The following is a 23783-nucleotide window of genomic DNA, read 5'->3' on the forward strand; positions in this document are numbered from 1 at the left end:
CGTTTCCCATGGCGGCAAGACCGGCCGAGGGGCAGACCCGGACGCCGGCCGGCGTCGCGTCGAGCGTGCCCCTGTGGCGAAATCACCCGTGGCGGCGGCGCCGGACAGCCGTGCGCCTGCCGCGCGGCCGGGAGCCGGGAAACGGCGATGCCGAGAGACAACGGGAAGTTTTCACCGGCGGTGATGGACCGTCAAGGTCGCCGACAGCATGGGCTGTTGGCGTGCGGTGAGAAGAATACGGGCGGGTACGTTCCGGATGCCCGGTACGTGTCCAGGTGATCGGGCATGTCGGTTCAGCGCACCGCCACCACCGAGGAGCCATGTCCGAAAAGGCCCTGGTTCGCGGTGATTCCGACCCGGGCTCCGGCGACCTGTCGAGCTCCCGCTGTGCCCCTCAACTGCCAGGTGAGCTCGCATACTTGGGCGATGGCCTGGGCGGGCACGGCCTCCCCGAACGACGCCAATCCGCCACTCGCATTGACCGGGATCCGCCCCCCGAGCGCCGTCGCCCCGTCCCGCACGAGCTTGGCCCCCTCGCCCGGGCCGCACAGCCCGAGGTCCTCGTACCACTCCAGCTCAAGCGCGGTGGACAGGTCGTACACCTCGGCCAGCGACAGCTCCTCGGGCCCGATGCCCGCCTCTTCGTACGCGGCCCGCGCGATGGACGCCCGGAACGAGTGCGGCGAGGGCTCGACGGCGGCCGCCGAGTCGGTCGCGATGTCGGGCAGGTCGAGCACCGCCTTGGGGTAGGTGGGGGTGACCGTGGAGACCGCGCGGATGCGGACCGGGTCGGCGGCGCCGTGCCGGCGGGCGAAGTCCATGCTGGTCAGGACGAGCGCCGCGGCGCCGTCCGAAGTGGCGCAGATGTCGAGCAGCCGCAGCGGGTCCGCGACGACGGCCGAGGCGGCGACCTCCTCGGCGCTGACCGCCTTGCGGTAGCGGGCGTTCGGATTGAGCGCGCCGGCCGCCGCGTTCTTCACCTTGACCTGCGCGAAGTCCTCGACGGTGTCGCCGTGCAGCGCGATGCGGCGGCGGGCGTACAGCCCGAAGTAGGCCGGGTTGGTCGCGCCGAGCACCCGGAACCGCAGCCAGTCCGGGTCGTCGTGGCGGTCGCCCCCGGCCGGCGCGAAGAACCCCTTCGGCGCGGCATCGGCCCCCACCACGAGCACCACGTCCGCCATCCCGGCCAGGATCTGCGCCCGCGCCGTGTTGATCGCCTGCGCACCGGAGGCGCAGGCCGCGTACACGCTGGTCACGCGCGCGCCCTGCCAGCCGAGTGCCTGCGCGAAGGTCGCCCCCGCCACATAACCGGGGTAGCCGCCGCGCACGGTGTCCGCGCCGACCACCGCGTGCACGTCCGTCCAGTCGATCCCGGCATCGGTGAGCGCGGCCCGGGCCGCGACCGTCCCGTACTCGATGAAACTCCGTCCCCACTTGCCCCACGGGTGCATTCCCGCACCCAGGACCGCGATGTCGCCGCTCATGCCGCCACCTCCACGGGCCGCCAGTGCCAGGTCGTCCAGGTGGTCTCGGCATCCTCGTTGAGCACGCCGGGCACCACCTCGACCTCCATCCCGACCGCCAGATCGGCGGTGCTCACCCCCGGCGCGGCCTGGCCGAGCACGACCATCCGCTCGGCCGCCAGCTCGACGGCGACCAGGACATAGGGCTCCCACTCCACATGTGGGTCGGGCGCATAGGGTGCGGGCGGCCGGTAGCGGCCGTCGGTGTACGACCACACACGGCCTCGCGGGGAGAGTGGCACCTCTTCCAGCTCGCCACCCGCGCAGCCGGGGTTGCGGCAGAAGGAGTCCTCGCGCGGAAAGAAGACGGAGGAGCAGGCGGCGCACCGGGTGCCGAGCAGCCGGAAGTCCTGCCCCGCGGCGTTCGTGAACCAGCCCGCGACCACAGGCGTGCGTGTGCGTGCGTCTGTCAAGTCCCCTCCAGGTACTCACTTCTGACGGAACGTCAGAAGTGTGCCACGGGCAACCGGAGTTGGGGAGGGGCGGTCGGGGCCGGGTCCTGGCTCAGCGGTTCTCGGCCAGCCACTTGGCGGCGATCTCCCCGAGTTCGCGGTCGCGCCCGGCCAGCATCATCGAGATCATCTGCCGGTCCCCGCGCAGCGACCAGCCGGGGTGTCCGAAGCTGGCCGGGTTGTTCTTCTCGATGAACCAGTGCGCGGGCCAGGCGGTCCCGTACCCGATGAGCGGCAGCGCGAGCGCGTACCGCTTGCGCCCGCGCGCGAGCCCGTAGGCGCTGAGCGCGAGCCCGGTGAGGGTGCCCGCCAGATGGACCCAGCGGGTGGCGGCCCTGGAGTGCATCGCCACGTAGTAGGGCCAGAACTCCTCGTACGAACCGAACGTCGGCTTCGTCGTGTGCGTCATGCGGCAGAACCTAATCGCTCTTCGGAGAACCGGATACGGCTGCTGTGCGTCCGAGAAGACAGAGCGGGCGCCCGGGACCCACGGGGGTGGCCCCGGACGCCCGCTCAACCTTCAAGCGGAACCAGGCATCGCAGGCATTCGCACTGGCCGTGACGGCGAGACTGGCAGGACCGGAAGTCAGTGTCCGGCCACGGACCGCCATGCCACGGGGAAGTCGAAGTAGGTGTCCGGGAAGGTCTCGGGCTGGTAGGTGAAGTGCCACCACTCCTCGGGCAGATTGACGAAGCCCTGCGCCTCAAGGGTGCTCTTCAGGAACTGCCGATTCGCCCGCTGGGCACCCTGGATGCGCGGGTCGTCGGTGTGCGCCAGGGTGTCGAAGCAGTCGAAACCGGTGCCCATGTCGACGGAGTTGTCGGGGAACCGCTCGCTCTTCGGCGCGTAACAGGGCACGAGCGGCTGCCCCGGGTGGTACGGCCGGGTGGGCAGGGCGGGCAGCTTCACGATGGTGAGATCCATCGTGCTGCCCCGGCTGTGCCCGGACTTCTCGGCGATGTACCCGTCCGCGAACAGCCTCGACTTGTCGACACGTGGATAGAACTCCGCCTTCATCCGCTCGTCGTCCAGATCCTTCGCCCAGCGCACGAAGTGGTCGACGGCCCGCTGCGGCCGGTAACAGTCGTACACCTTCAGGGAGTAGCCCTGCCGCAGCAGCTTCAGCTGCGCCCGGTGCAGCGCCTCGGCGGCCGGCCGGGTCAGGATGCACAGGGGCTGTCGGTAGCCGTCGATGGGCTCGCCCACGAAGTCGTGGGGGGTGATGTAGCGCATCTCCTGAATGATCGAGGGATCGACGGAACTCAGCGCCACGAACGCCTCGGGCGCCTTGGGTTCCGGCGCAGCCTGTGCGGCGGGGGAGAGGGCGGTGACGGTGAGCAGGGCGGCAGCACCGGCGAGGAGCCCGCGCCAAGTCCGCAACGCCCGCGACGGTGTTCGCCGGGAGGTGATGTCCTGCCGTTCGGTACGTCGTGTCATGTGCACACCCTCTATCAGGTCAACTGGTGGGCGGGAAAGGGCAGTTGGCTCGGGCCTTCGGTTGAGAAACGGGCGTCGACTAGAGTCCGCGCGTGACCGTGCCCCTGAAGCAGCCCATCGACGACTCCCACTGCGCTGCGTGCGGAGCACCGTACGCCGCCCCGTACGCCGCCCCGGACGGCGACTGGCCCCGCGCCTGCACGGCCTGCGGCACGGTCGCGTACCGCAATCCGCTCCCCGTCGCGATCGCGCTCCTGCCGGTTGTCGACGCGCGTGGCACCGGGCTCGTCGTGATCACCCGCACCATCGAGCCGCAGCTGGGCGGCCTGGCCCTGCCCGGCGGGTTCATCGACCTCGGCGAGACCTGGCAGGACGCGGTCGTACGCGAGCTCCACGAGGAAACCGGCATCGAGGCCCCGGTCGCGGAGGTCCGCCTCGCCGACGCCCTGAGCTCCCCCGAGCACCTGCTGCTGTTCGGCCTGTTGCCCGCCCGCCCGGCCGACACCCTGCCACCCGCGCGGCCCACCGACGAGACGGAGGGCTGGGAACTGCTGCGCGAACCGGCCGAGTTGACGTTTCCGCTGCATACCGAGGCGGTACGGAAGTGGTTCGCGGGGGAGTATGGCCAAGGGCGGCCGCCGCGTTTCTGACGAGGCGTCAGCATCACGGGTGGACGGTCGGCATCACCCGTGGACGGTCGGCTCAGCGCACCGCCCCCCGCACCCGCACCGGGTACCCGACGTCGCCGCCCGCCCCGCCGTCCACCCGCTCCACCACCACCCGGCCGTTGGCCACCCGCGTCGAGAACCGCTCGACCCTCGCCGGCTCCCAGCCGTCGCCCGCGTCCCGCACCACGACCCCGCCCCCGGTACGTCCGGCGGCCGGCGCCCACACCTCAAGCTCCAGGCCGCCCCCGTCGCCCCGTACCGGGATCACCGAACCGGCCCGGGCGAGGACCGGGATCCGGGACAGGGGGGCGTTGAGGAGCACCGTGCCCGGGCCGTCGTGGGCCTCGCCGGTCGTGGTGTCGTACCAGCGCCCGCGCGGCAGCCGCACCGCCCGCCGGTCGGCGCCGCGCTCCAGGACCGGGGCCACGAGCAGCGCGTCGCCGAGCAGGAAGGAGTCCTCGCAGTCGCGCAGCGCCCGGTCGGCCGGCGCGCTCCACCACACCGGGCGCACATAGGGCGCCCCGGTGAGCCGCGCCAGCTGGGCCAGCGTCACGAAGTACGGGTGCAGCCGCTGCCGTTCGGCCAGCGCGGCCCGCGCGCCCTCAAGGACCTTCGGGCCGAACTCCCAGGGCTCCCGCCGCCCCGCCCACTTCGCGGCGTGCGTACGGAACAGGGGCAGCCAGGCGCCCAGCTGGAACCAGCGCAGATACAGCTCGGGAGAGGGGCTGCCCGTGAAGCCGCCCACGTCGGGGCCCGAGTACGGCACGCCGCACAGGCCGAGGCCCAGCACCAGGGACAGCGAGGCACGCAGCCCGGGCCAGCCGGTCGCCACATCGCCGGACCAGGTGCCGCCGTAGCGCTGCATCCCGGCCCAGCCGGAGCGCGAGAAGAGGAACGGCCGCTCGGCGGGGCGCAGCCGGCGCAGCCCCTCGTACCCGGCGCGGGCCATGGTGAGGCCGTACACATTGTGGGCCTCGCGGTGATCGCCGCCCCGGCCGTCCAGGTCGTGCCGCGCGGACCTGGGCAGCGTCGGATCCCCGAACGGCGCGAAGGCCACCGGTTCGTTCATGTCGTGCCACACCCCGGCGAAGCCCTGGTCCAGCCGCTCCTGGTAGAGCCCGCCCCACCAGGTACGCGCCCTGGGGTCGGTGAAGTCCGGATAGGCGCACTCCCCGGGCCACACCTCGCCGTGCACCTCTTGCCCGTGGGCGTCCTTCACGAAGGCCCCGGCGGCGACGCCGCTCTCGTACACCGGATTCCCGCGCTCCGCCCGGACCGCCGGATCGACGATCGACACCAGCCGCACGCCCTCCTCCGCCAGGTCCTTCGCGAGGCGCGGCACATCGGGAAAGGCCTCCCGGTCGACCGTGAAGACCTGGTGGGCGTCGTAGTGGTCGATGTCCAGGTGCAGCGCGGACAGCGGCAGGCCGCGCTCGGTGTACCCGCCGACGATCCGCCGCACCTCGCGCTCGCTGCCGAACCCCCAGCGCGCGTGCTGGGGGCCGAGCGCCCACGACGGGGGCAGCGCGGGCGCGCCGGTGAGCGCCGTCCAGCCCTGGAGCACCCGGGCCGGTGTGCCCGCCACCACCCAGCAGCGCAGTGGTCCGCCCTCCATGCGCAGCTCGCTGCCGCCGGGCCGGTCGTGCCCGGACCCCGCGCCCTCCTCGCCCTCGCGCAGCACCACCCGCCCGTCCCACGTGCTGTCGTAGAACGCGAGGTGGGTCCCCGCGTCCGCGACGACCAGCTGCACGGGCATCGTGATGTACAGCGGATCGTCACCCGGACCGAACCCGCCCCCGGGATCGGTGTTCCACAGCCGGTACGCACCGTCTCGCAGCCGGGGTCCGTGCGCCCGCCCGCCCAGGCCGAAGAACCGGGCGTCGGCGGCCACTTCGGACCGCTGCAGCCAGCGGGCAGAACCGCCGCCGACCGGCTCCCACCAGCGCGGCGGCAGCTCGCGCCGCAGCACCACTCCGCCCGGTGTGCTCACCTCCACCGCGCCGTGCCGGGAGACGACCACGGTCAGCCGCTCGGACACGACCCGCCAGCCGCCGTCCTTGTCCGGTTCGAGGACCGCCCGCGGATCCGGCTCGGGCGCCCGGCCGCTCAGGGCGTACGACGGCTCCGGACCAGCCCCGTCCCAGCCCCAGAACACCGCGCCGCCCACCGCGACCCGCACCTCCAGCTCGGAGCGGGCGAACCGCACCACACCGCCGCCGGCGCGCGGCTCGGCCTCGGTCACCGCCCCCGGCACCCGGGCCCGCTCCGGTCCGCGCGCGGGCAGGTCCCGCGCGTCCGCCCGGCGCCGCCGCAGGGCCGAGCGCATCGCCCGCAGCCCCCGCACCGAGCCGACCGCCTTCACCGAGCGCACCAGGTCATCGCCGTTCATGCAGCTCACCCTGCCACCCGGACGGCCCCGTGTGCGGATCGTTCAACTGCCGTTCACCCGTGGTCGCGCCACATGCCCGGGCAGCCGACTATGGGTGGGGGACCCTGGTGCGGAAGACGATCACATGGCATCGTCCCTGTCAGCCGCCTCACGCGCACACCCCTCGCGTGTGCGCGGGAAACACGCACATCACGCGTTACAGCCCGGGAGCCGACCCATGACCTCAGCAGCGAACCCCGCTCCGCAGCCCGCGCCCCTGTGGCAGCCGGACTCAGACCGCATCGCCGCCGCGCGGATCACCCGCTTCCAGGCCTGGGCGGCCGAGCGCTACGGGGCACCGGCCGAGGGCGGGTACCCGGCTCTCCACCGCTGGTCGGTCGCCGAACTCGACACCTTCTGGCAAGCCGTCGCCGACTGGTTCGACATCCGGTTCTCCTCCCCCTACGAAGCTGTCCTTGCTGATCGAACGATGCCCGGCGCGCAGTGGTTCCCGGGGGCCACCCTGAACTACGCGGAACACGCGCTGCGCACCGCCGAGGACCCCGCGCGGGCCGGTGACCCGGCCCTGCTGCACGTCGACGAGACCCACGAACCGGTCGAGATCAGCTGGTCCGCACTCCGCCGCCAAGTCGGCTCGCTCGCCGCCCAGTTGCGAGCCCTCGGCGTACGCCCCGGCGACCGGATCAGCGGCTATCTGCCCAACGTCCCGCAGGCGGTGACCGCGCTGCTCGCCTCGGCGGCCGTCGGCGCCGTCTGGACCTCCTGCGCCCCCGACTTCGGCGCCCGCAGCGTCCTCGACCGCTTCCAGCAGGTCGAGCCGGTCGTCCTGTTCGCCGTCGACGGCTACCGCTACGGCGGCAAGGAGCACGACCGCACCGACGTCGTCGCGGAACTGCGCAGCGAGCTGCCCACCCTGCGCGCCGTCGTGCACATCCCGCTGCTCGGCACGCCCGCCCCCGAAGGCGCCCTCGAATGGTCCGCCCTCACCTCGGACGAGGTGGAGCCCGTCTTCGAGCAGGTGCCGTTCGACCACCCCCTGTGGGTGCTCTACTCCTCCGGCACGACGGGCCTGCCCAAGGCGATCGTGCAGTCCCAGGGTGGCATCCTCCTGGAGCACTTCAAGCAGCTGGGCCTGCACTGCGACCTCGGCCCCGAGGACCGTTTCTTCTGGTACACCTCCACCGGCTGGATGATGTGGAACTTCCTCGTCTCCGGCCTGCTCACCGGCACCACCGTCGTGCTGTACGACGGAAGCCCCGGCTACCCCGACACCGGCGCCCAGTGGGGCGTGGCGGAGCGCACCGGCGCCACCCTGTTCGGCACGTCGGCGGCGTACGTCATGGCCTGCCGCAAGGCCGATGTGCACCCGGGACGCGACTTCGACCTGTCCCGCGTGAAGGGCGTCGCGACCACTGGTTCGCCGCTGCCGCCCGACGGGTTCCGCTGGCTCCACGACGAGGTGCGCGAGGACCTGTGGATCGCCTCCGTCAGCGGCGGCACCGACGTCTGCTCGTGCTTCGCGGGAGCGGTCCCCACGCTGCCCGTGCACATCGGCGAGCTCCAGGCCCCCTGCCTCGGCACCGACCTCCAGGCCTGGGACGCGCAGGGCCGGCCCGTCATCGGCGAGGTCGGCGAGCTCGTCGTCACCAACCCGATGCCTTCGATGCCGATCCGCTTCTGGAACGACCCCGACGGCAGCCGCTACCGCGAGAGCTACTTCGACATGTTCCCGGGGGTATGGCGGCACGGCGACTGGATCACCATCACGGACCACGGCTCGGTGATCATCCACGGCCGCTCCGACTCGACCCTCAACCGTCAAGGCGTGCGCATGGGTTCGGCCGACATCTATGAGGTCGTCGAGCGCCTTCCGGAGATCCGCGAGTCCCTCGTCATCGGTCTCGAAGAGCCGGACGGCGGCTACTGGATGCCCCTGTTCGTGCACCTCGCCGAGGGCGCGGTCCTGGACGAGGCACTGCGTACGAGGATCAAGCAGGCGATCCGGGAGCAGCTCTCGCCCCGTCATGTCCCCGACGAGATCATCGAGGCCCCGGGCGTCCCGCACACCCTCACCGGCAAGCGCATCGAGGTCCCCGTGAAGCGCCTCCTCCAAGGCACGGCCCTCGACAAGGCTGTCAACCCCGGCTCGGTCGACAATCTCGACCTGCTGCGCTTCTACGAGGACGTCGCCCGCAAGCGCGGCTGATCAACCGCCGTAGGTGGCCTCGGACTCGCCAAGCACGTCGGCGAAGTCCGAGGCCAGCCGCGCCGCCTCCGAACCGTCCAGGCCGGCCACGGTGATGCGTACGCCAGGAGCCGACGCCATACGGAAGCGGGCTCCGGCCGCCACCCACCAGCCGCGCGTACGCAGCCCGTTGACGACGGCCGACTCGTCGCGCACCGGCACCCACACATTCATCCCGCTCTCCCCGTGTGCCGGAATCCCGCGCTGGGCCAGCTCCTTGACGAATGCCGTACGACGCTCCCCATAGGTGTCCTCGGCCCGCGTCACCAATAGCTGGGCCGACGGGTCGTCCAGCAAGGCCAGCACGGCCGCCTGCAGCAGATGGCTCACCCACCCGGAGGTGAGCAGCAGCCGCCCGTCGTGCCGGGCCAGGGTCACCGGATCGCAGGCGGCGGCCGCCCACCGCAGGTCCGTGCCCAGATATTTGGTCACGGTCCGCACCTGCGCCCACCGCGAAAGCCCGCCCTCCGTAAGAGAGTTGAGCTCCGCACCCGCGATCTCGGCGGCATGGTCGTTCTCGATCACCAGCACCTCGGGCGCCTGCCGCAGCACCTCGACCAGCTCGTCGCGCCGTGCCTCGGAGAAGCGGCCGCCGTACGGATTCTGCGCCCGGGGGCTGCACACGACGGCCCGCGCCCCGCCGCGCAGCGCCTCCCGCAGCTCCTTGGGCCGCATGCCCTCGTCGTCCACGGCGACAGGGATCGTGCGCAGCCCCATGGCGTGGAGCAGATCGAGCAGATGGTGGTACCCGGGGTCCTCCATCGCCACCGCGTCCCCGGGCCGCAGCTCCGTGGTCAGCAGCCGCGCGATGCAGTCGAGCGCCCCATGGGCGAACGTCACGCACTCGGACGGCACCCCGTCACCCTCGAACCACGCGCGCACCCGCTCCTCCAGCTGCGGCAGCCGCGGCGTGGACCGGTGCGAGCGGGGCCCCGTCGACGGCGCGACGAGCCCCGGCAGATCCGGCAGGAAGGCCGAGTCGGGGTGGCCGCCCGCCAAGTCCCGCAGCCCTTCGGGGACTTTGGGCGGCCGCCGGGAAGCGACGGCGGGCTCCGCGGCCACCACGGTTCCGCCGCGCCCACGGGTCACGACCACACCGCGCCGGCGCAGCTCCTTGTAGGCGGTGGCGACCGTGCCGGGACTCACCGCCAGCTCATCGGCCAGCCTGCGCACGGGAGGGAGCGCGTCGCCGGGGCCCAGGCCCCCGTCGGTGACCGCGCGCTCGACGGACGCGGCAATCCCCTTGGCTGTCGTACCAGAGATCGAATATTGTGCTGCCACGTAAAGAATTCTGTACCAATACATAAATTCCGTCAAGGGGGAGCAATGAGCTGGAGCCGCCGCCGCGCAGCGCTGTGGGAACGCATCCCGGGAGGCCTCGACGGCCGCCGGATGCTGTCGGTCGCCTTCGTGGACAGGACCGGAAGCGGCCTCTGGGAAGCCGTCTCCGTTCTCTACTTCACCTACGTGGCCGGGCTCTCGCTGGCCCAGATCGGCACCCTGGTCGCCGCGTCCGGAGCCGTCGGAATCGCGGGGGCGCCCATCGGCGGCCGCATCGCCGACCGGCTGTCGCTGACCCGCGTCCTCGTCGGCCTCCAATCGCTGCGCGCCGTCGCCGCGTTCGCGCTCCTGACCACCGACAACTTCGTCCTGCTGCTCCTGATCGCCTCCGTAGGAAGCTTCGGCGACCGCTCGGCCAACGTCCTCACCAAGCTGTACGCCGCCCGGATCGCGGGCCCCGACCGCGTCCGCTACCAGGCCGTCAGCCGGACCGTCGCCAACGCGGGCTGGGCCGTCGGCGGACTGGCCGCCGCAGGAGCCCTCGCCATCGGCTCGGTCTCCGCCTACGAGTGGCTCCTGGCGGGCAACGCGCTCTCGTTCGTCGGCTCCGCCGTCATCACAGCGCTCTGCGCCGAACCCCCGGCGCCCTCGCGCACGGTCGCCAAGTCCGGCGATCCGACGGCCAGGCCGAATCCGACCAACCCCTGGCGCGACCGCCGCTACCTGGCCTTCGTGGCCAGCGAAACGGTGCTCTTCCTGGACGACGCCGTGTTCAAGATCGGCCTCCCGCTCTGGACCGTGCATGCCACCGACGCCCCGCACGGCCTCGTCCCGCTGCTCATGGTGCTCAACAACGTGATGGTCGTCGGCCTTCAGGTGCCCCTCGCGCGATTCGGCGCCACCACGGCGGCGGCCCGGCGGCTCCTGTTCCCGCTCTCCGCGATCTTCGCGCTCTCGGGCGTGGCCATCGCAGCCTCCGCGGTACACGGCGCCGCACTCGCCACCGCCTTCCTCCTGACCGCGACGGCCGCCTTCACGCTGGCCGAGATCATCCACGCGACGATCTCCTGGGAACTCTCGATCGCCCTCGCACCCGACGCGGCACAGGGCGCCTACCTCGGAGTGCACGGCCTGGCCCAGTCCGTGCAGCGCAGTGTCGGACCCCTCGCCGTGACCGCGGCCATCGCGACCGGACCGGCCGGCTGGATCACCTTCGGCACCGTCATCGCGGGAACCTGCCTGGTCCAGCACCGTCTCGCCCGGCCGGGATTCCGGCGGACGCCGCTGTCAGTGCCTTCGGTTACGGTGAGTGAGCATTGATCAACACCGTGCTCAGGGGGAAACATGGCGCACGCCAATCACATCAGGGCCATCCGGCGCACACTCCGCCGTGAAATGCCGAGCACCGTCGGCCTGATCGCCGACGCGCACGACTTCACGGCCATGACGAGATACCGATCCTTCGCCTTCGACGACCACACGGCCTACCTCCGCCAGGTCGAAGGGCTTCTCCGCTCACTCGCCGCCCAGGGCGCGCACACGACGGTGGCGCTCTTCGACCCGGACGAGTTCACCGAGTTCTGTGTGTCGGAGGGCCTCGACCCGGACACGGCGGACAGCCGCACCCGCTTCACAGCCGAACTGGCAGCGGGCGGCGCCTGCGTCGCCTACGCGGGCCAGCCCATCGACAGCCTGGTCCCACAGCTCATCAACAAGGCCGTCCGCAAAGCGACTTGGGAGTACGCGACGCTGCTCCTGGCCGAGGCGGGGGAGTGCGCGGAATGCGGCCAGGACATCGGCAGAGCGGCCTTCGACCGTGCCTCGCACCTCGTCCTGAGCCTGCTGGAGGCGGCCGGCCCGGGCACCCACCACCTGGTGTGCAGCATCCCCGCCCAGGTGGAGCAGCTCATCGCCGTCCTCCACGCCGACCGGGAGGGCTTCGACCCGGTACGCCTCGACGAGACGGACGCGGCCGAGTTCGTGACCGTCCTCGCGGCGGGCATCGCCCTGCACAGCGTTGGAGGGCTGGTACTCCGTACGACTGAATCGGGCACCCCGGACCGGCTGCACGGCTGGCGCCTGAACCAGGGCCGGCTCGACCCACTGACCGCGGGCGAGGTCTTCAGCGCCTACTGCACCGACGCGGCGACGGGCGACCCCCTCGCCCCGGAACCCGACGTCGAATACCGCGCCGGATTCGCCATCGACCAGCCCGACAGCCACCACTGAAGCAACAACAAGGGGGAGGCACAGAAGAGGGGCTCCCCGCCGCACCGCGACGGGAAGCCCCTCTCACACGGGTCTCACGACCACACCGGTCTCACGACCGTCCGGTCACTCGCCGGACAGCACCGCCTGAGCGGCCTTGCGCGCATCCTCGGCAGTGTCCGCGGCACGAGCCGCGGACGCCGCACGCTCGCACTGGGCCAGCGTGTACTTCGCCAGCGTCGCCCGCACGTAAGGAATGGAAGCCGCACCCATCGACAGGCTGGTCACACCAAGACCGGTCAGAACACAGGCCAGCAGTGGATCGGAGGCAGCCTCGCCACACACACCACAGCTCTTGCCCTCGGCCTTGCCGGCCTCGGCGGACATCGAGATCAGGTCGAGCAGCGCGGGCTGCCACGGGTCCTGAAGCCGGGACACCGCGCCCACCTGGCGGTCGGCGGCAAAGGCGTACTGCGCGAGGTCGTTGGTGCCCAGCGACAGGAACTCGACCTCCTGCAGGATCGAGCGGGCCCGGAGCGCGGCGGAAGGGATCTCCACCATCGCACCGAACTTCGCCCGCAGCCCGGCTTCCCGGCACGCGTCGGCAAACGCCTTGGCGTCGGTTCGGTCGGCCACCATCGGCGCCATGACTTCGAGGTACACCGGCAGACCCTCGGCCGCCTTGGCCAGCGCGGTCAGCTGCGTACGCAGCACCTCGGGGTGGTCGAGCAGCGAGCGCAGACCACGCACACCGAGCGCGGGGTTGGGCTCGTCGGCCGGGGTCAGGAAGTCGAGCGGCTTGTCGGCGCCCGCGTCCAGAACCCGCACCACGACGCGCCCCTCGGGGAACGCCTCAAGCACCTTGCGGTACGCCTCGACCTGCTTCTCCTCCGACGGCGCCTTGGCGGAGTCGTCGAGGAAGAGGAACTCGGTACGGAACAGACCGACGCCCTCGGCGCCCGCCTCCACCGCGGCCGGAACATCGGCGGGACCGCCGACATTGGCCAGCAGCGGAACCTTGTGGCCGTCCGAGGTGGCACCCGGACCGGACGAGGCGGACAGCGCGGCCTTGCGCTCGGCGGCGGCCCGCTTGAGCTCGGCCTGCTTCTCCTCGCTCGGGTCGACGAAAATCTCGCCCGTGCTGCCGTCCACGGCGACCAGCGTGCCTTCGGCCAGCTCACCGGCGCCGGGCAGCGCCACGATCGCGGGAACACCGAGCGCCCGCGCCAGGATGGCGCTGTGGCTGGTGGGCCCGCCCTCCTCGGTCACGAAACCGAGCACAAGGGCCGGGTCGAGCAGCGCGGTGTCGGCCGGCGCGAGGTCCCGGGCGATGAGCACGTACGGCTCGTCACTGTCCGGCACACCCGGCATCGGCACGCCGAGCAGGCGCGCCACGATCCGGTTCCGCACGTCGTCGAGGTCGGCGACGCGTCCCGCCATGTACTCGCCGGCACCCGCGAGCAGCTCGCGGTAGTGCGAGAACGCGTCGTACACGGCGCGTTCGGCGGTGCTGCCGACGACGATGCGCCGGTCGACATCGGCCATCAGCTCCGGGTCCTGGGCGATCATCGCCTGGGCCTCGAGCACGGCCTGCGCCTCACCGCCGGCCAGATTGCCACGCGCCATCAGGTCGGCCGCCACAGCTTCCACGGCCTGGCGAGCGCGCCCCTGTTCGCGCTCGTGCTCCGATGCCGGAATCTGCTTGGCAGGCGGTTCGAGAACCGCCGTGCCCATGTGCCGAACCTCGCCGATCGCCACACCGTGGCTCACGCCGACGCCTCGCAGCGTTGTCTCCATCTCACCCGTCTCCGATAGTCGCGGCGGTCAGTGCCGCCGCCGTTGTTGTCCGTCCAGCGCGCCGTCGCAGCGGCGCGGGCGTCACTGCCAGCCGAACAGCGCGTCGCCGGCCTTCACGTCACCGCTGTCGACGACACCGGAGAGGGAGTCAGTGGTGGCCTCAAGAGCCACGATGGGACAAATGGGGGACTTGCCGGCGGCCTCGACGGCGGCCGGGTCCCAGCGCACGACCTCCTGGCCGCGCGTCACGGTGTCGCCCTTGTTGACGAGGAGCTCGAAGCCCTCGCCGTTGAGCTGAACGGTGTCGATTCCGAGGTGCGTCAGCACACCGTGGCCTTCGGCGTCGACGACGACGAAGGCGTGCGGGTGCAGGGACACAACGACGCCATCCACGGGCGCCACGGCCGCCGACGGCTCACGTACGGGATCAATAGCGGTGCCGGGGCCCACCATCGCGCCGGAGAAGACGGGGTCGGGCACTGCAGCGAGCCCGATGGCCTTTCCAGCAAGTGGGGACGTCACGCTAGTCATGGGGAGCCTCCCAGGGGCGGAGCTTCTAGTGTCGCCGTCACTACCTGTCCTGGACGGCGTACTGTTCAGAAGGGTAAGTCATAAGAAGTCCTAGTTCCGCACGACAGGTGACGGTTGGCGGACCTAGATGCACACCGGAAACGATTTGCCTCAACTCCCGGTGGCCTGTACTGTCGTACTCCTGCCTGACCCCATCACGACACTGTGATTCGGCGGTCGGCGGCGCCTACCAAGTCCCGATCCTAACCCGGATTTCCGACTCTGCATGCTGTGGAGACGGTGGTCAGGGAGGCGGAAAAGACTTGCTAGAGTCTGAATCGCCGGAAAGCCGATAAGACTGGAAAGCGAAATCCCCGCTCCAGCGGGTGGCAGAAACGGAAATCGGGTCTGCTAAGCTGGAAACACGAAATACCGAAGGGAAGCGCCCGGAGGAAAGCCCGAGAGGGTGAGTACGAAGGAAGCGTCCGTTCCTTGAGAACTCAACAGCGTGCCAAAAGTCAACGCCAGATTGACAACCCCGTATCCGCTTCGGCGGATCGAGGTTCCTTTGAAAAGTCCACTCGCCCCCTTGGGGTGTGGGTGGCGATTACACAGCGAGGACGCTGTGGACGACCGGCCTCATTCCGGCTTGGTCGTCCCGCTCTTACGTGATGTGTGCACCCGATTACGGGTAAACATTCATGGAGAGTTTGATCCTGGCTCAGGACGAACGCTGGCGGCGTGCTTAACACATGCAAGTCGAACGATGAAGCCCTTCGGGGTGGATTAGTGGCGAACGGGTGAGTAACACGTGGGCAATCTGCCCTTCACTCTGGGACAAGCCCTGGAAACGGGGTCTAATACCGGATAACACTTCCTGCCGCATGGTGGGGGGTTAAAAGCTCCGGCGGTGAAGGATGAGCCCGCGGCCTATCAGCTTGTTGGTGGGGTGATGGCCTACCAAGGCGACGACGGGTAGCCGGCCTGAGAGGGCGACCGGCCACACTGGGACTGAGACACGGCCCAGACTCCTACGGGAGGCAGCAGTGGGGAATATTGCACAATGGGCGAAAGCCTGATGCAGCGACGCCGCGTGAGGGATGACGGCCTTCGGGTTGTAAACCTCTTTCAGCAGGGAAGAAGCGAAAGTGACGGTACCTGCAGAAGAAGCGCCGGCTAACTACGTGCCAGCAGCCGCGGTAATACGTAGGGCGCAAGCGTTGTCCGGAATTATTGGGCGTAAAGAGCTCGTAGGCGGCTTGTCACGTCGGATGTGAAAGCCCGGGGCTTAACCCCGGGTCTGCATTCGATACGGGCTAGCTAGAGTGTGGTAGGGGAGATCGGAATTCCTGGTGTAGCGGTGAAATGCGCAGATATCAGGAGGAACACCGGTGGCGAAGGCGGATCTCTGGGCCATTACTGACGCTGAGGAGCGAAAGCGTGGGGAGCGAACAGGATTAGATACCCTGGTAGTCCACGCCGTAAACGTTGGGAACTAGGTGTTGGCGACATTCCACGTCGTCGGTGCCGCAGCTAACGCATTAAGTTCCCCGCCTGGGGAGTACGGCCGCAAGGCTAAAACTCAAAGGAATTGACGGGGGCCCGCACAAGCAGCGGAGCATGTGGCTTAATTCGACGCAACGCGAAGAACCTTACCAAGGCTTGACATATACCGGAAACGGCCAGAGATGGTCGCCCCCTTGTGGTCGGTATACAGGTGGTGCATGGCTGTCGTCAGCTCGTGTCGTGAGATGTTGGGTTAAGTCCCGCAACGAGCGCAACCCTTGTTCTGTGTTGCCAGCATGCCCTTCGGGGTGATGGGGACTCACAGGAGACTGCCGGGGTCAACTCGGAGGAAGGTGGGGACGACGTCAAGTCATCATGCCCCTTATGTCTTGGGCTGCACACGTGCTACAATGGCCGGTACAAAGAGCTGCGATGCCGCGAGGCGGAGCGAATCTCAAAAAGCCGGTCTCAGTTCGGATTGGGGTCTGCAACTCGACCCCATGAAGTCGGAGTTGCTAGTAATCGCAGATCAGCATTGCTGCGGTGAATACGTTCCCGGGCCTTGTACACACCGCCCGTCACGTCACGAAAGTCGGTAACACCCGAAGCCGGTGGCCCAACCCCTTGTGGGAGGGAGCTGTCGAAGGTGGGACTGGCGATTGGGACGAAGTCGTAACAAGGTAGCCGTACCGGAAGGTGCGGCTGGATCACCTCCTTTCTAAGGAGCACTTCTCACCAGGTTCGCCTGGTCAGAGGCCATTTCGTCGGCAAACGTCCGACGGTGGTCAGCTCATGGGTGGAACGTTGACTATTCGGCACGATGCTTCAGGGTCACCAGTACTGCTTCGGCGTGGAACGTGAACCAGGGAGGATCGGGTCGGGCACGCTGTTGGGTGTCTGAGGGTACGGACCGTGAGGTCTGTCCTTCTGATGCCGGCCCCAGTGAACTCCACCACGATGTTGGTGGGGTGATGGGTGGCTGGTCGTTGTTTGAGAACTGCACAGTGGACGCGAGCATCTGTGGCCAAGTTTTTAAGGGCGCACGGTGGATGCCTTGGCACCAGGAACCGATGAAGGACGTGGGAGGCCACGATAGTCCCCGGGGAGCCGTCAACCAGGCTTTGATCCGGGGGTTTCCGAATGGGGAAACCCGGCAGTCGTCATGGGCTGTCACCCATACCTGAACACATAGGGTATGTGGAGGGAACGAGGGGAAGTGAAACATCTCAGTACCCTCAGGAAGAGAAAACAACCGTGATTCCGGGAGTAGTGGCGAGCGAAACCGGATGAGGCCAAACCGTATGCGTGTGATACCCGGCAGGGGTTGCGCATGCGGGGTTGTGGGATCTCTCTTCTGTCGTCTGCCGGCGACAGGACGAGTCAGAAACCGTTGGTGTAGGCGAAGGACATGCGAAAGGTCCGGCGTAGAGGGTAAGACCCCCGTAGCTGAAACATCAACGGCTCGTTTGAGAGACACCCAAGTAGCACGGGGCCCGAGAAATCCCGTGTGAATCTGGCGGGACCACCCGCTAAGCCTAAATATTCCCTGGTGACCGATAGCGGATAGTACCGTGAGGGAATGGTGAAAAGTACCGCGGGAGCGGAGTGAAATAGTACCTGAAACCGTGTGCCTACAAGCCGTGGGAGCGTCGCTGGCAGCACTTGTGCTGTCAGTCGTGACTGCGTGCCTTTTGAAGAATGAGCCTGCGAGTTAGCGGTGTGTAGCGAGGTTAACCCGTGTGGGGAAGCCGTAGCGAAAGCGAGTCCGAACAGGGCGATTGAGTTGCACGCTCTAGACCCGAAGCGGAGTGATCTAGCCATGGGCAGGTTGAAGCGGCTGTAAGAGGTCGTGGAGGACCGAACCCACCAGGGTTGAAAACCTGGGGGATGACCTGTGGTTAGGGGTGAAAGGCCAATCAAACTCCGTGATAGCTGGTTCTCCCCGAAATGCATTTAGGTGCAGCGTCGTGTGTTTCTTGCCGGAGGTAGAGCACTGGATAGGCGATGGGCCCTACCGGGTTACTGACCTTAGCCAAACTCCGAATGCCGGTAAGTGAGAGCGCGGCAGTGAGACTGTGGGGGATAAGCTCCATGGTCGAGAGGGAAACAGCCCAGAGCATCGACTAAGGCCCCTAAGCGTACGCTAAGTGGGAAAGGATGTGGAGTCGCAGAGACAACCAGGAGGTTGGCTTAGAAGCAGCCACCCTTGAAAGAGTGCGTAATAGCTCACTGGTCAAGTGATTCCGCGCCGACAATGTAGCGGGGCTCAAGCGTACCGCCGAAGTCGTGTCATTCCAGCATATAGGGCCAACGCCTGCTGGGATGGGTAGGGGAGCGTCGTGTGCCGGGTGAAGCTGCAGCGGAAGCTAGTGGTGGACGGTTCACGAGTGAGAATGCAGGCATGAGTAGCGATACACACGTGAGAAACGTGTGCGCCGATTGACTAAGGGTTCCTGGGTCAAGCTGATCTGCCCAGGGTAAGTCGGGACCTAAGGCGAGGCCGACAGGCGTAGTCGATGGACAACCGGTTGATATTCCGGTACCCGCTTTGAAACGCCCAGTATCGAGCCCATTAATGCTAAGGCCGTGAAGCCGTTCCGGACCCTTCGGGGAATGGAAAGTGGTGGAGCCGCCGGCCCAAGGTGGTAGTAGGTAAGCGATGGGGTGACGCAGGAAGGTAGTCCAGCCCGGGCGGTGGTTGTCCCGGGGTAAGGGTGTAGCCCGTCATCTAGGCAAATCCGGATGACATATAAGGGTGAGACCTGATGCCGAGCCGATTGTGGTGAAGTGGATGATCCTATGCTGTCGAGAAAAGCCTCTAGCGAGTTTCATGGCGGCCCGTACCCTAAACCGACTCAGGTGGTCAGGTAGAGAATACCGAGGCGTTCGGGTGAACTATGGTTAAGGAACTCGGCAAAATGCCCCCGTAACTTCGGGAGAAGGGGGCCACGTCCGGTGATGAGTCTTGCACTCTGAGCTGGGGGTGGCCGCAGAGACCAGCGAGAAGCGACTGTTTACTAAAAACACAGGTCCGTGCGAAGCCGTAAGGCGATGTATACGGACTGACGCCTGCCCGGTGCTGGAACGTTAAGGGGACCGGTTAGTCACATTTCGGTGTGGCGAAGCTGAGAACTTAAGCGCCAGTAAACGGCGGTGGTAACTATAACCATCCTAAGGTAGCGAAATTCCTTGTCGGGTAAGTTCCGACCTGCACGAATGGCGTAACGACTTCTCGACTGTCTCAACCATAGGCCCGGTGAAATTGCACTACGAGTAAAGATGCTCGTTTCGCGCAGCAGGACGGAAAGACCCCGGGACCTTTACTACAGTTTGATATTGGTGTTCGGTTCGGCTTGTGTAGGATAGGTGGGAGACTTTGAAGCGGCCACGCCAGTGGTTGTGGAGTCGTCGTTGAAATACCACTCTGGTCGTGCTGGATGTCTAACCTCGGTCCGTGATCCGGATCAGGGACAGTGTCTGATGGGTAGTTTAACTGGGGCGGTTGCCTCCTAAAGAGTAACGGAGGCGCCCAAAGGTTCCCTCAGCCTGGTTGGCAATCAGGTGTTGAGTGTAAGTGCACAAGGGAGCTTGACTGTGAGACCGACGGGTCGAGCAGGGACGAAAGTCGGGACTAGTGATCCGGCGGTGGCTTGTGGAAGCGCCGTCGCTCAACGGATAAAAGGTACCCCGGGGATAACAGGCTGATCTTCCCCAAGAGTCCATATCGACGGGATGGTTTGGCACCTCGATGTCGGCTCGTCGCATCCTGGGGCTGGAGTCGGTCCCAAGGGTTGGGCTGTTCGCCCATTAAAGCGGTACGCGAGCTGGGTTTAGAACGTCGTGAGACAGTTCGGTCCCTATCCGCTGCGCGCGCAGGAACATTGAGAAGGGCTGTCCCTAGTACGAGAGGACCGGGACGGACGAACCTCTGGTGTGCCAGTTGTCCTGCCAAGGGCATGGCTGGTTGGCTACGTTCGGAAAGGATAACCGCTGAAAGCATCTAAGCGGGAAGCCTGCTTCGAGATGAGTGTTCCCACCTCCTTGAGAGGGTAAGGCTCCCAGTAGACGACTGGGTTGATAGGCCAGATGTGGAAGCCCGGTAACGGGTGGAGCTGACTGGTACTAATAGGCCGAGGGCTTGTCCTCAGTTGCTCGCGTCCACTGTGTTTGTTCTGAAGCAATGAACAGCCGTCAGAGCCCCTGGTTTCAGTGGGTTCCGGTGTTCAACTTCATAGTGTTTCGGTGGTCATAGCGTTAGGGAAACGCCCGGTTACATTCCGAACCCGGAAGCTAAGCCTTTCAGCGCCGATGGTACTGCAGGGGGGACCCTGTGGGAGAGTAGGACGCCGCCGAACAAATTTTGGGGAAAGCCCCGCACCAGACCGTAGGAATACGGTCACGGTGCGGGGCTTTTTCACGTTTCAGGGGCCGCTTTTACGGCCCTCGGACCGAGTACTCGTACCCCAGTGCCTCTGGTGACCCTTCCTGACGGTAGGGTCAGGGGGCATCGTCGGCACATTTCCCACAGGAGGCCCCCGGGTGGAGGTCCAGGAGACTCGCGTTCAGACGGACCGGGTGCTCACCATCCCCAACATTCTCAGCATGGCGCGCCTGGTCGGCGTACCGCTCTTCCTGTGGCTGATTCTCCGCCCTGTCTTTGGCGGGCCGAACAGCGATGGCTGGGCCCTGCTGGTGTTGGCGCTGAGCGGTGTCAGCGACTACTTGGATGGGAAGCTGGCCCGGCGGTGGAACCAGATCAGCAATCTGGGGCGGCTGCTCGACCCGGCGGCCGACCGGTTGTACATCCTTTCCACGCTGGTCGGTCTCACCTGGCGGGAGATCCTGCCGATTTGGTTGACGGCTGCCCTTGTGGCCCGTGAGCTGATGCTTCTGGTGATGGTGGGAATCCTTCGCCGGCACGGCTATCCGCCGCCTCAGGTGAACTTCTTGGGTAAGGCCGCGACGTTCAACTTGATGTACGCCTTCCCGCTGCTGTTGCTCAGTGACGGAAGTGGATGGCTTGCCTCCCTTGCGGCGATTTTCGGATGGGCGTTCGCAGGATGGGGTACAACTCTCTATTGGTGGGCAGGCATCCTGTATGTGGTTCAGGTCCGCCGGTTGGTGAAGGCGGACGTAGCGGCCGATTGAGCTCGGCGACCAGCGGGCCCCGGCGGCGAGTCGGCAGCCGCGTGTGACGCCAGAGGCCTGCCCGTTCGGGCGCAGTCGGCCAAACCGTCGTCTCTTCAAGGAGGACGTTTCCGACATGAAGGCCGTCGTGATGGCTGGTGGCGAGGGCACACGCCTTCGCCCCATGACCTCGAGCATGCCCAAGCCGCTCCTGCCGGTGGTCAACCGGCCGATCATGGAGCATGTGCTGCGGCTGCTCAAGCGGCATGGGCTCAATGAGACTGTCGTGACCGTGCAGTTCCTGGCGTCGCTGGTCAGGAACTATTTCGGTGACGGAGAAGAGCTCGGAATGGAGCTCACCTATGCCAATGAAGAGAAGCCCCTCGGTACCGCGGGCAGCGTCAAGAATGCCGAGGAAGCTCTCAAGGACGATGCCTTCCTGGTCATCTCGGGTGATGCCCTCACCGACTTCGATCTGACTGATCTCATCAATTTCCACAAGGAGAAGGGCGCACTCGTCACGGTGTGCCTGACCCGCGTGCCCAATCCCCTCGAATTCGGCATCACCATTGTCGATGAAGAGGGAAAGGTCGAGCGGTTCCTGGAGAAGCCGACGTGGGGGCAGGTTTTCTCCGACACCGTGAATACGGGCATCTATGTGATGGAGCCCGAGGTATTCGACTACGTTGAGGCGGACAAGTCCGTCGACTGGTCCGGTGACGTCTTCCCGCAGCTCATGAAGGAAGGCAAGCCGATCTACGGCTATGTCGCCGAGGGCTACTGGGAGGACGTCGGCACCCACGAGAGTTACGTCAAGGCACAGGCCGACGTGCTCGAAGGCAAGGTCGACGTGGAGATCGACGGCTTCGAGATCTCCCCAGGGGTGTGGGTCGCGGAAGGCGCGGAAGTGCATCCCGACGCCGTGCTTCGCGGGCCTCTTTACATCGGGGACTACGCGAAGGTCGAAGCGGATGTGGAGATCCGCGAGCACACCGTCGTCGGATCGAACGTGGTCGTCAAGAGCGGCGCATTCCTGCACAAGGCCGTCGTCCACGACAACGTCTACATCGGCCAGCACAGCAATCTGCGTGGCTGTGTGATCGGAAAGAACACCGACATCATGCGGGCCGCCCGGATCGAGGACGGTGCCGTCATCGGGGACGAATGCCTCGTCGGCGAGGAATCGATTGTCCAGGGGAATGTCAGGGTCTACCCCTTTAAGACCATCGAGGCCGGCGCCTTCGTCAACACCTCGGTGATCTGGGAGTCGCGGGGCCAGGCCCACCTCTTCGGGGCCCGGGGCGTCTCCGGGATCCTCAACGTCGAGATCACGCCGGAGCTGGCCGTACGCCTCGCGGGTGCGTACGCGACGACGCTCAAGAAGGGGTCGACCGTCACCACGGCGCGTGACCACTCCCGTGGTGCGCGGGCGCTGAAGCGGGCCGTCATCTCGGCGCTGCAGGCCAGCGCCATAGACGTACGGGATCTGGAGAACGTACCGCTGCCGGTCGCGCGGCAGCAGACCGCGCGGGGCAGCGCCGGCGGGATCATGATCCGTACGTCGCCGGGTGTGCCGGACTCCGTCGACATCATGTTCTTCGACGAGCGGGGCGCCGACCTCTCGCAGGCCGGGCAGCGCAAGCTCGACCGGGTCTATGCGCGTCAGGAGTACCGGCGGGCGTTCCCGGGGGAGATCGGCGATCTGCAGTTCCCCTCCAGCGTCTTCGACTCGTACACCGGATCGCTGCTGCGCAAGGCCGACACCACCGGTATCGCGGAGGCCGGGCTGAAGGTCGTCGTCGACGCGTCCAACGGAAGTGCCGGTCTGGTGCTGCCGAGCCTGCTCGGCCGGCTCAAGGTGGACTCGCTGACGATCAATCCGGGTCTGGACGAATCCAGGCCCACCGAGTCCGCGGAGAGCAGGCGGGCCGGGCTCGTGCGGCTCGGGGAGATCGTGGCCTCGGCGCGGGCCGCGTTCGGGGTGCGGTTCGACCCCGTCGGTGAGCGGCTCTCGCTGGTCGACGAACGGGGCCGGATCGTCGAGGACGACCGGGCGCTCCTTGTGATGCTGGACCTGGTAGCCGCCGAGCGGCGCAGCGGGCGGGTGGCCCTGCCGGTCACGACCACCAGAATCGCCGAGCAGGTGGCGGCGTACCACGGCACTCAGGTGGAGTGGACGACCACCTCGCCGGACGATCTGACGAGGGTGGGCCGCGAGGAGTCCACGATCTTCGGTGGTGACGGGCGCGGCGGGTTCATCGTGCCCGAGTTCAGCAGCGTCTTCGACGGCGCTGCCGCGTTCGTGCGGCTCATCGGGCTGGTCGCCCGCACGCAGCTCACCCTGAGCCAGATCGATGCTCGGATACCGCAGGCACATGTGCTGAGGCGGGACATTCCGACGCCGTGGGCGGTCAAGGGCATGGTGATGCGCCGGGTCGTGGAGGCGGCCGGGGGCCGGTTCGTCGACACGACCGACGGCGTACGGGTCGTCGAGGCCGACGGCCGCTGGGTGATGGTGCTGCCCGATCCGGCCGAGGCGGTCACCCATCTGTGGGCCGAGGGGCCCGACGACGTGTCGGCGCAGGCGTTGCTCGACGAATGGGCCGCGGTGGTCGACAGCGCAGGTCACTGACGTCGTA

Annotated in this window: 14 protein-coding genes and 3 rRNA genes; 9 read left to right on the top strand and 8 right to left on the bottom strand. The window is 67.5% G+C overall.

Translation table 11 applies throughout. The annotated features are described in order from the left end of the window. Nucleotides 1-293 precede the first annotated feature (293 nt). From OHA17_RS32985 to OHA17_RS33000, 4 genes are all read right to left on the bottom strand, one after another. Complete coding sequence (locus tag OHA17_RS32985) at nucleotides 294-1484, bottom strand: lipid-transfer protein (protein WP_406509521.1); 1191 nt, start codon at nucleotides 1482-1484, stop codon at nucleotides 294-296. After that, on the bottom strand, nucleotides 1481-1909 hold the full coding sequence (locus tag OHA17_RS32990; RefSeq protein ID WP_406510874.1) for a Zn-ribbon domain-containing OB-fold protein: 429 nt from the start codon (nucleotides 1907-1909) through the stop codon (nucleotides 1481-1483). The genes OHA17_RS32985 and OHA17_RS32990 overlap by 4 nt, the downstream gene beginning before the upstream one ends. A 118-nt stretch (nucleotides 1910-2027) precedes the next feature. After that, nucleotides 2028-2384, bottom strand: a complete 357-nt coding sequence (locus OHA17_RS32995; RefSeq protein WP_406509522.1) for an Mpo1-like protein — start codon at nucleotides 2382-2384, stop codon at nucleotides 2028-2030. A 177-nt stretch (nucleotides 2385-2561) separates the two neighbouring features. Then, the gene (locus tag OHA17_RS33000; RefSeq protein WP_406509523.1) at nucleotides 2562-3413 is read right to left on the bottom strand and encodes a M15 family metallopeptidase; all 852 of its coding nucleotides are present in this window, start codon (nucleotides 3411-3413) and stop codon (nucleotides 2562-2564) included. 92 nt (nucleotides 3414-3505) lie between these two features. On the opposite strand from OHA17_RS33000, the gene OHA17_RS33005 reads away from it, so the two are divergent. Further along, nucleotides 3506-4063: an NUDIX domain-containing protein gene (locus OHA17_RS33005; RefSeq protein ID WP_406509524.1), complete on the top strand. Its 558-nt coding sequence runs from the start codon at nucleotides 3506-3508 to the stop codon at nucleotides 4061-4063. Between the two features lie 52 nt (nucleotides 4064-4115). Here OHA17_RS33005 and OHA17_RS33010 read toward each other — a convergent pair whose 3' ends face one another. Further along, nucleotides 4116-6470, bottom strand: a complete 2355-nt coding sequence (locus OHA17_RS33010) for a glycoside hydrolase family 31 protein (RefSeq protein WP_406509525.1) — start codon at nucleotides 6468-6470, stop codon at nucleotides 4116-4118. A gap of 217 nt (nucleotides 6471-6687) precedes the next feature. Here OHA17_RS33010 and OHA17_RS33015 point away from each other — a divergent pair, with 217 nt between their 5' ends. Then, nucleotides 6688-8676 (top strand): acetoacetate--CoA ligase, encoded by a 1989-nt coding sequence (locus tag OHA17_RS33015; protein WP_406509526.1) that lies wholly within the window; start codon nucleotides 6688-6690, stop codon nucleotides 8674-8676. On the opposite strand, the gene OHA17_RS33020 is transcribed toward OHA17_RS33015, so the two are convergent. Next, complete coding sequence (locus tag OHA17_RS33020; protein WP_406509527.1) at nucleotides 8677-9996, bottom strand: aminotransferase class I/II-fold pyridoxal phosphate-dependent enzyme; 1320 nt, start codon at nucleotides 9994-9996, stop codon at nucleotides 8677-8679. A gap of 45 nt (nucleotides 9997-10041) precedes the next feature. Between OHA17_RS33020 and OHA17_RS33025 the strand changes: the two genes are divergently transcribed. Both OHA17_RS33025 and OHA17_RS33030 read left to right on the top strand, forming a co-directional pair. Beyond that, the gene (locus tag OHA17_RS33025) at nucleotides 10042-11316 is read left to right on the top strand and encodes an MFS transporter (protein WP_406509528.1); all 1275 of its coding nucleotides are present in this window, start codon (nucleotides 10042-10044) and stop codon (nucleotides 11314-11316) included. Between the two features lie 24 nt (nucleotides 11317-11340). Next, on the top strand, nucleotides 11341-12225 hold the full coding sequence (locus tag OHA17_RS33030) for a hypothetical protein (protein WP_406509529.1): 885 nt from the start codon (nucleotides 11341-11343) through the stop codon (nucleotides 12223-12225). A gap of 105 nt (nucleotides 12226-12330) precedes the next feature. On the opposite strand, the gene ptsP is transcribed toward OHA17_RS33030, so the two are convergent. After that, on the bottom strand, nucleotides 12331-14001 hold the full coding sequence (gene ptsP / locus OHA17_RS33035) for a phosphoenolpyruvate--protein phosphotransferase (RefSeq protein ID WP_406509530.1): 1671 nt from the start codon (nucleotides 13999-14001) through the stop codon (nucleotides 12331-12333). A gap of 81 nt (nucleotides 14002-14082) precedes the next feature. After that, on the bottom strand, nucleotides 14083-14532 hold the full coding sequence (locus OHA17_RS33040) for a PTS glucose transporter subunit IIA (RefSeq protein WP_053724419.1): 450 nt from the start codon (nucleotides 14530-14532) through the stop codon (nucleotides 14083-14085). A gap of 677 nt (nucleotides 14533-15209) precedes the next feature. Between OHA17_RS33040 and OHA17_RS33045 the strand changes: the two genes are divergently transcribed. From OHA17_RS33045 to OHA17_RS33065, 5 genes are all read left to right on the top strand, one after another. Then, nucleotides 15210-16735 (top strand): 16S ribosomal RNA (locus OHA17_RS33045). Between the two features lie 304 nt (nucleotides 16736-17039). Beyond that, nucleotides 17040-20163, top strand: a 23S ribosomal RNA gene (locus OHA17_RS33050). A 92-nt stretch (nucleotides 20164-20255) separates the two neighbouring features. Beyond that, a 5S ribosomal RNA gene (gene rrf, locus OHA17_RS33055) occupies nucleotides 20256-20372 on the top strand. The 16S, 23S and 5S rRNA genes sit together here, the layout of an rRNA operon. Nucleotides 20373-20556: 184 nt before the next feature. Beyond that, nucleotides 20557-21165, top strand: a complete 609-nt coding sequence (locus OHA17_RS33060; protein ID WP_189960694.1) for a CDP-alcohol phosphatidyltransferase family protein — start codon at nucleotides 20557-20559, stop codon at nucleotides 21163-21165. A 115-nt stretch (nucleotides 21166-21280) separates the two neighbouring features. Next, nucleotides 21281-23776, top strand: a complete 2496-nt coding sequence (locus tag OHA17_RS33065; protein ID WP_053729715.1) for a mannose-1-phosphate guanyltransferase — start codon at nucleotides 21281-21283, stop codon at nucleotides 23774-23776. Nucleotides 23777-23783: the final 7 nt, after the last annotated feature.

The organism is Streptomyces sp. NBC_00212, from assembly GCF_045206365.1.
Taxonomy (GTDB): Bacteria; Actinomycetota; Actinomycetes; order Streptomycetales; family Streptomycetaceae; genus Streptomyces.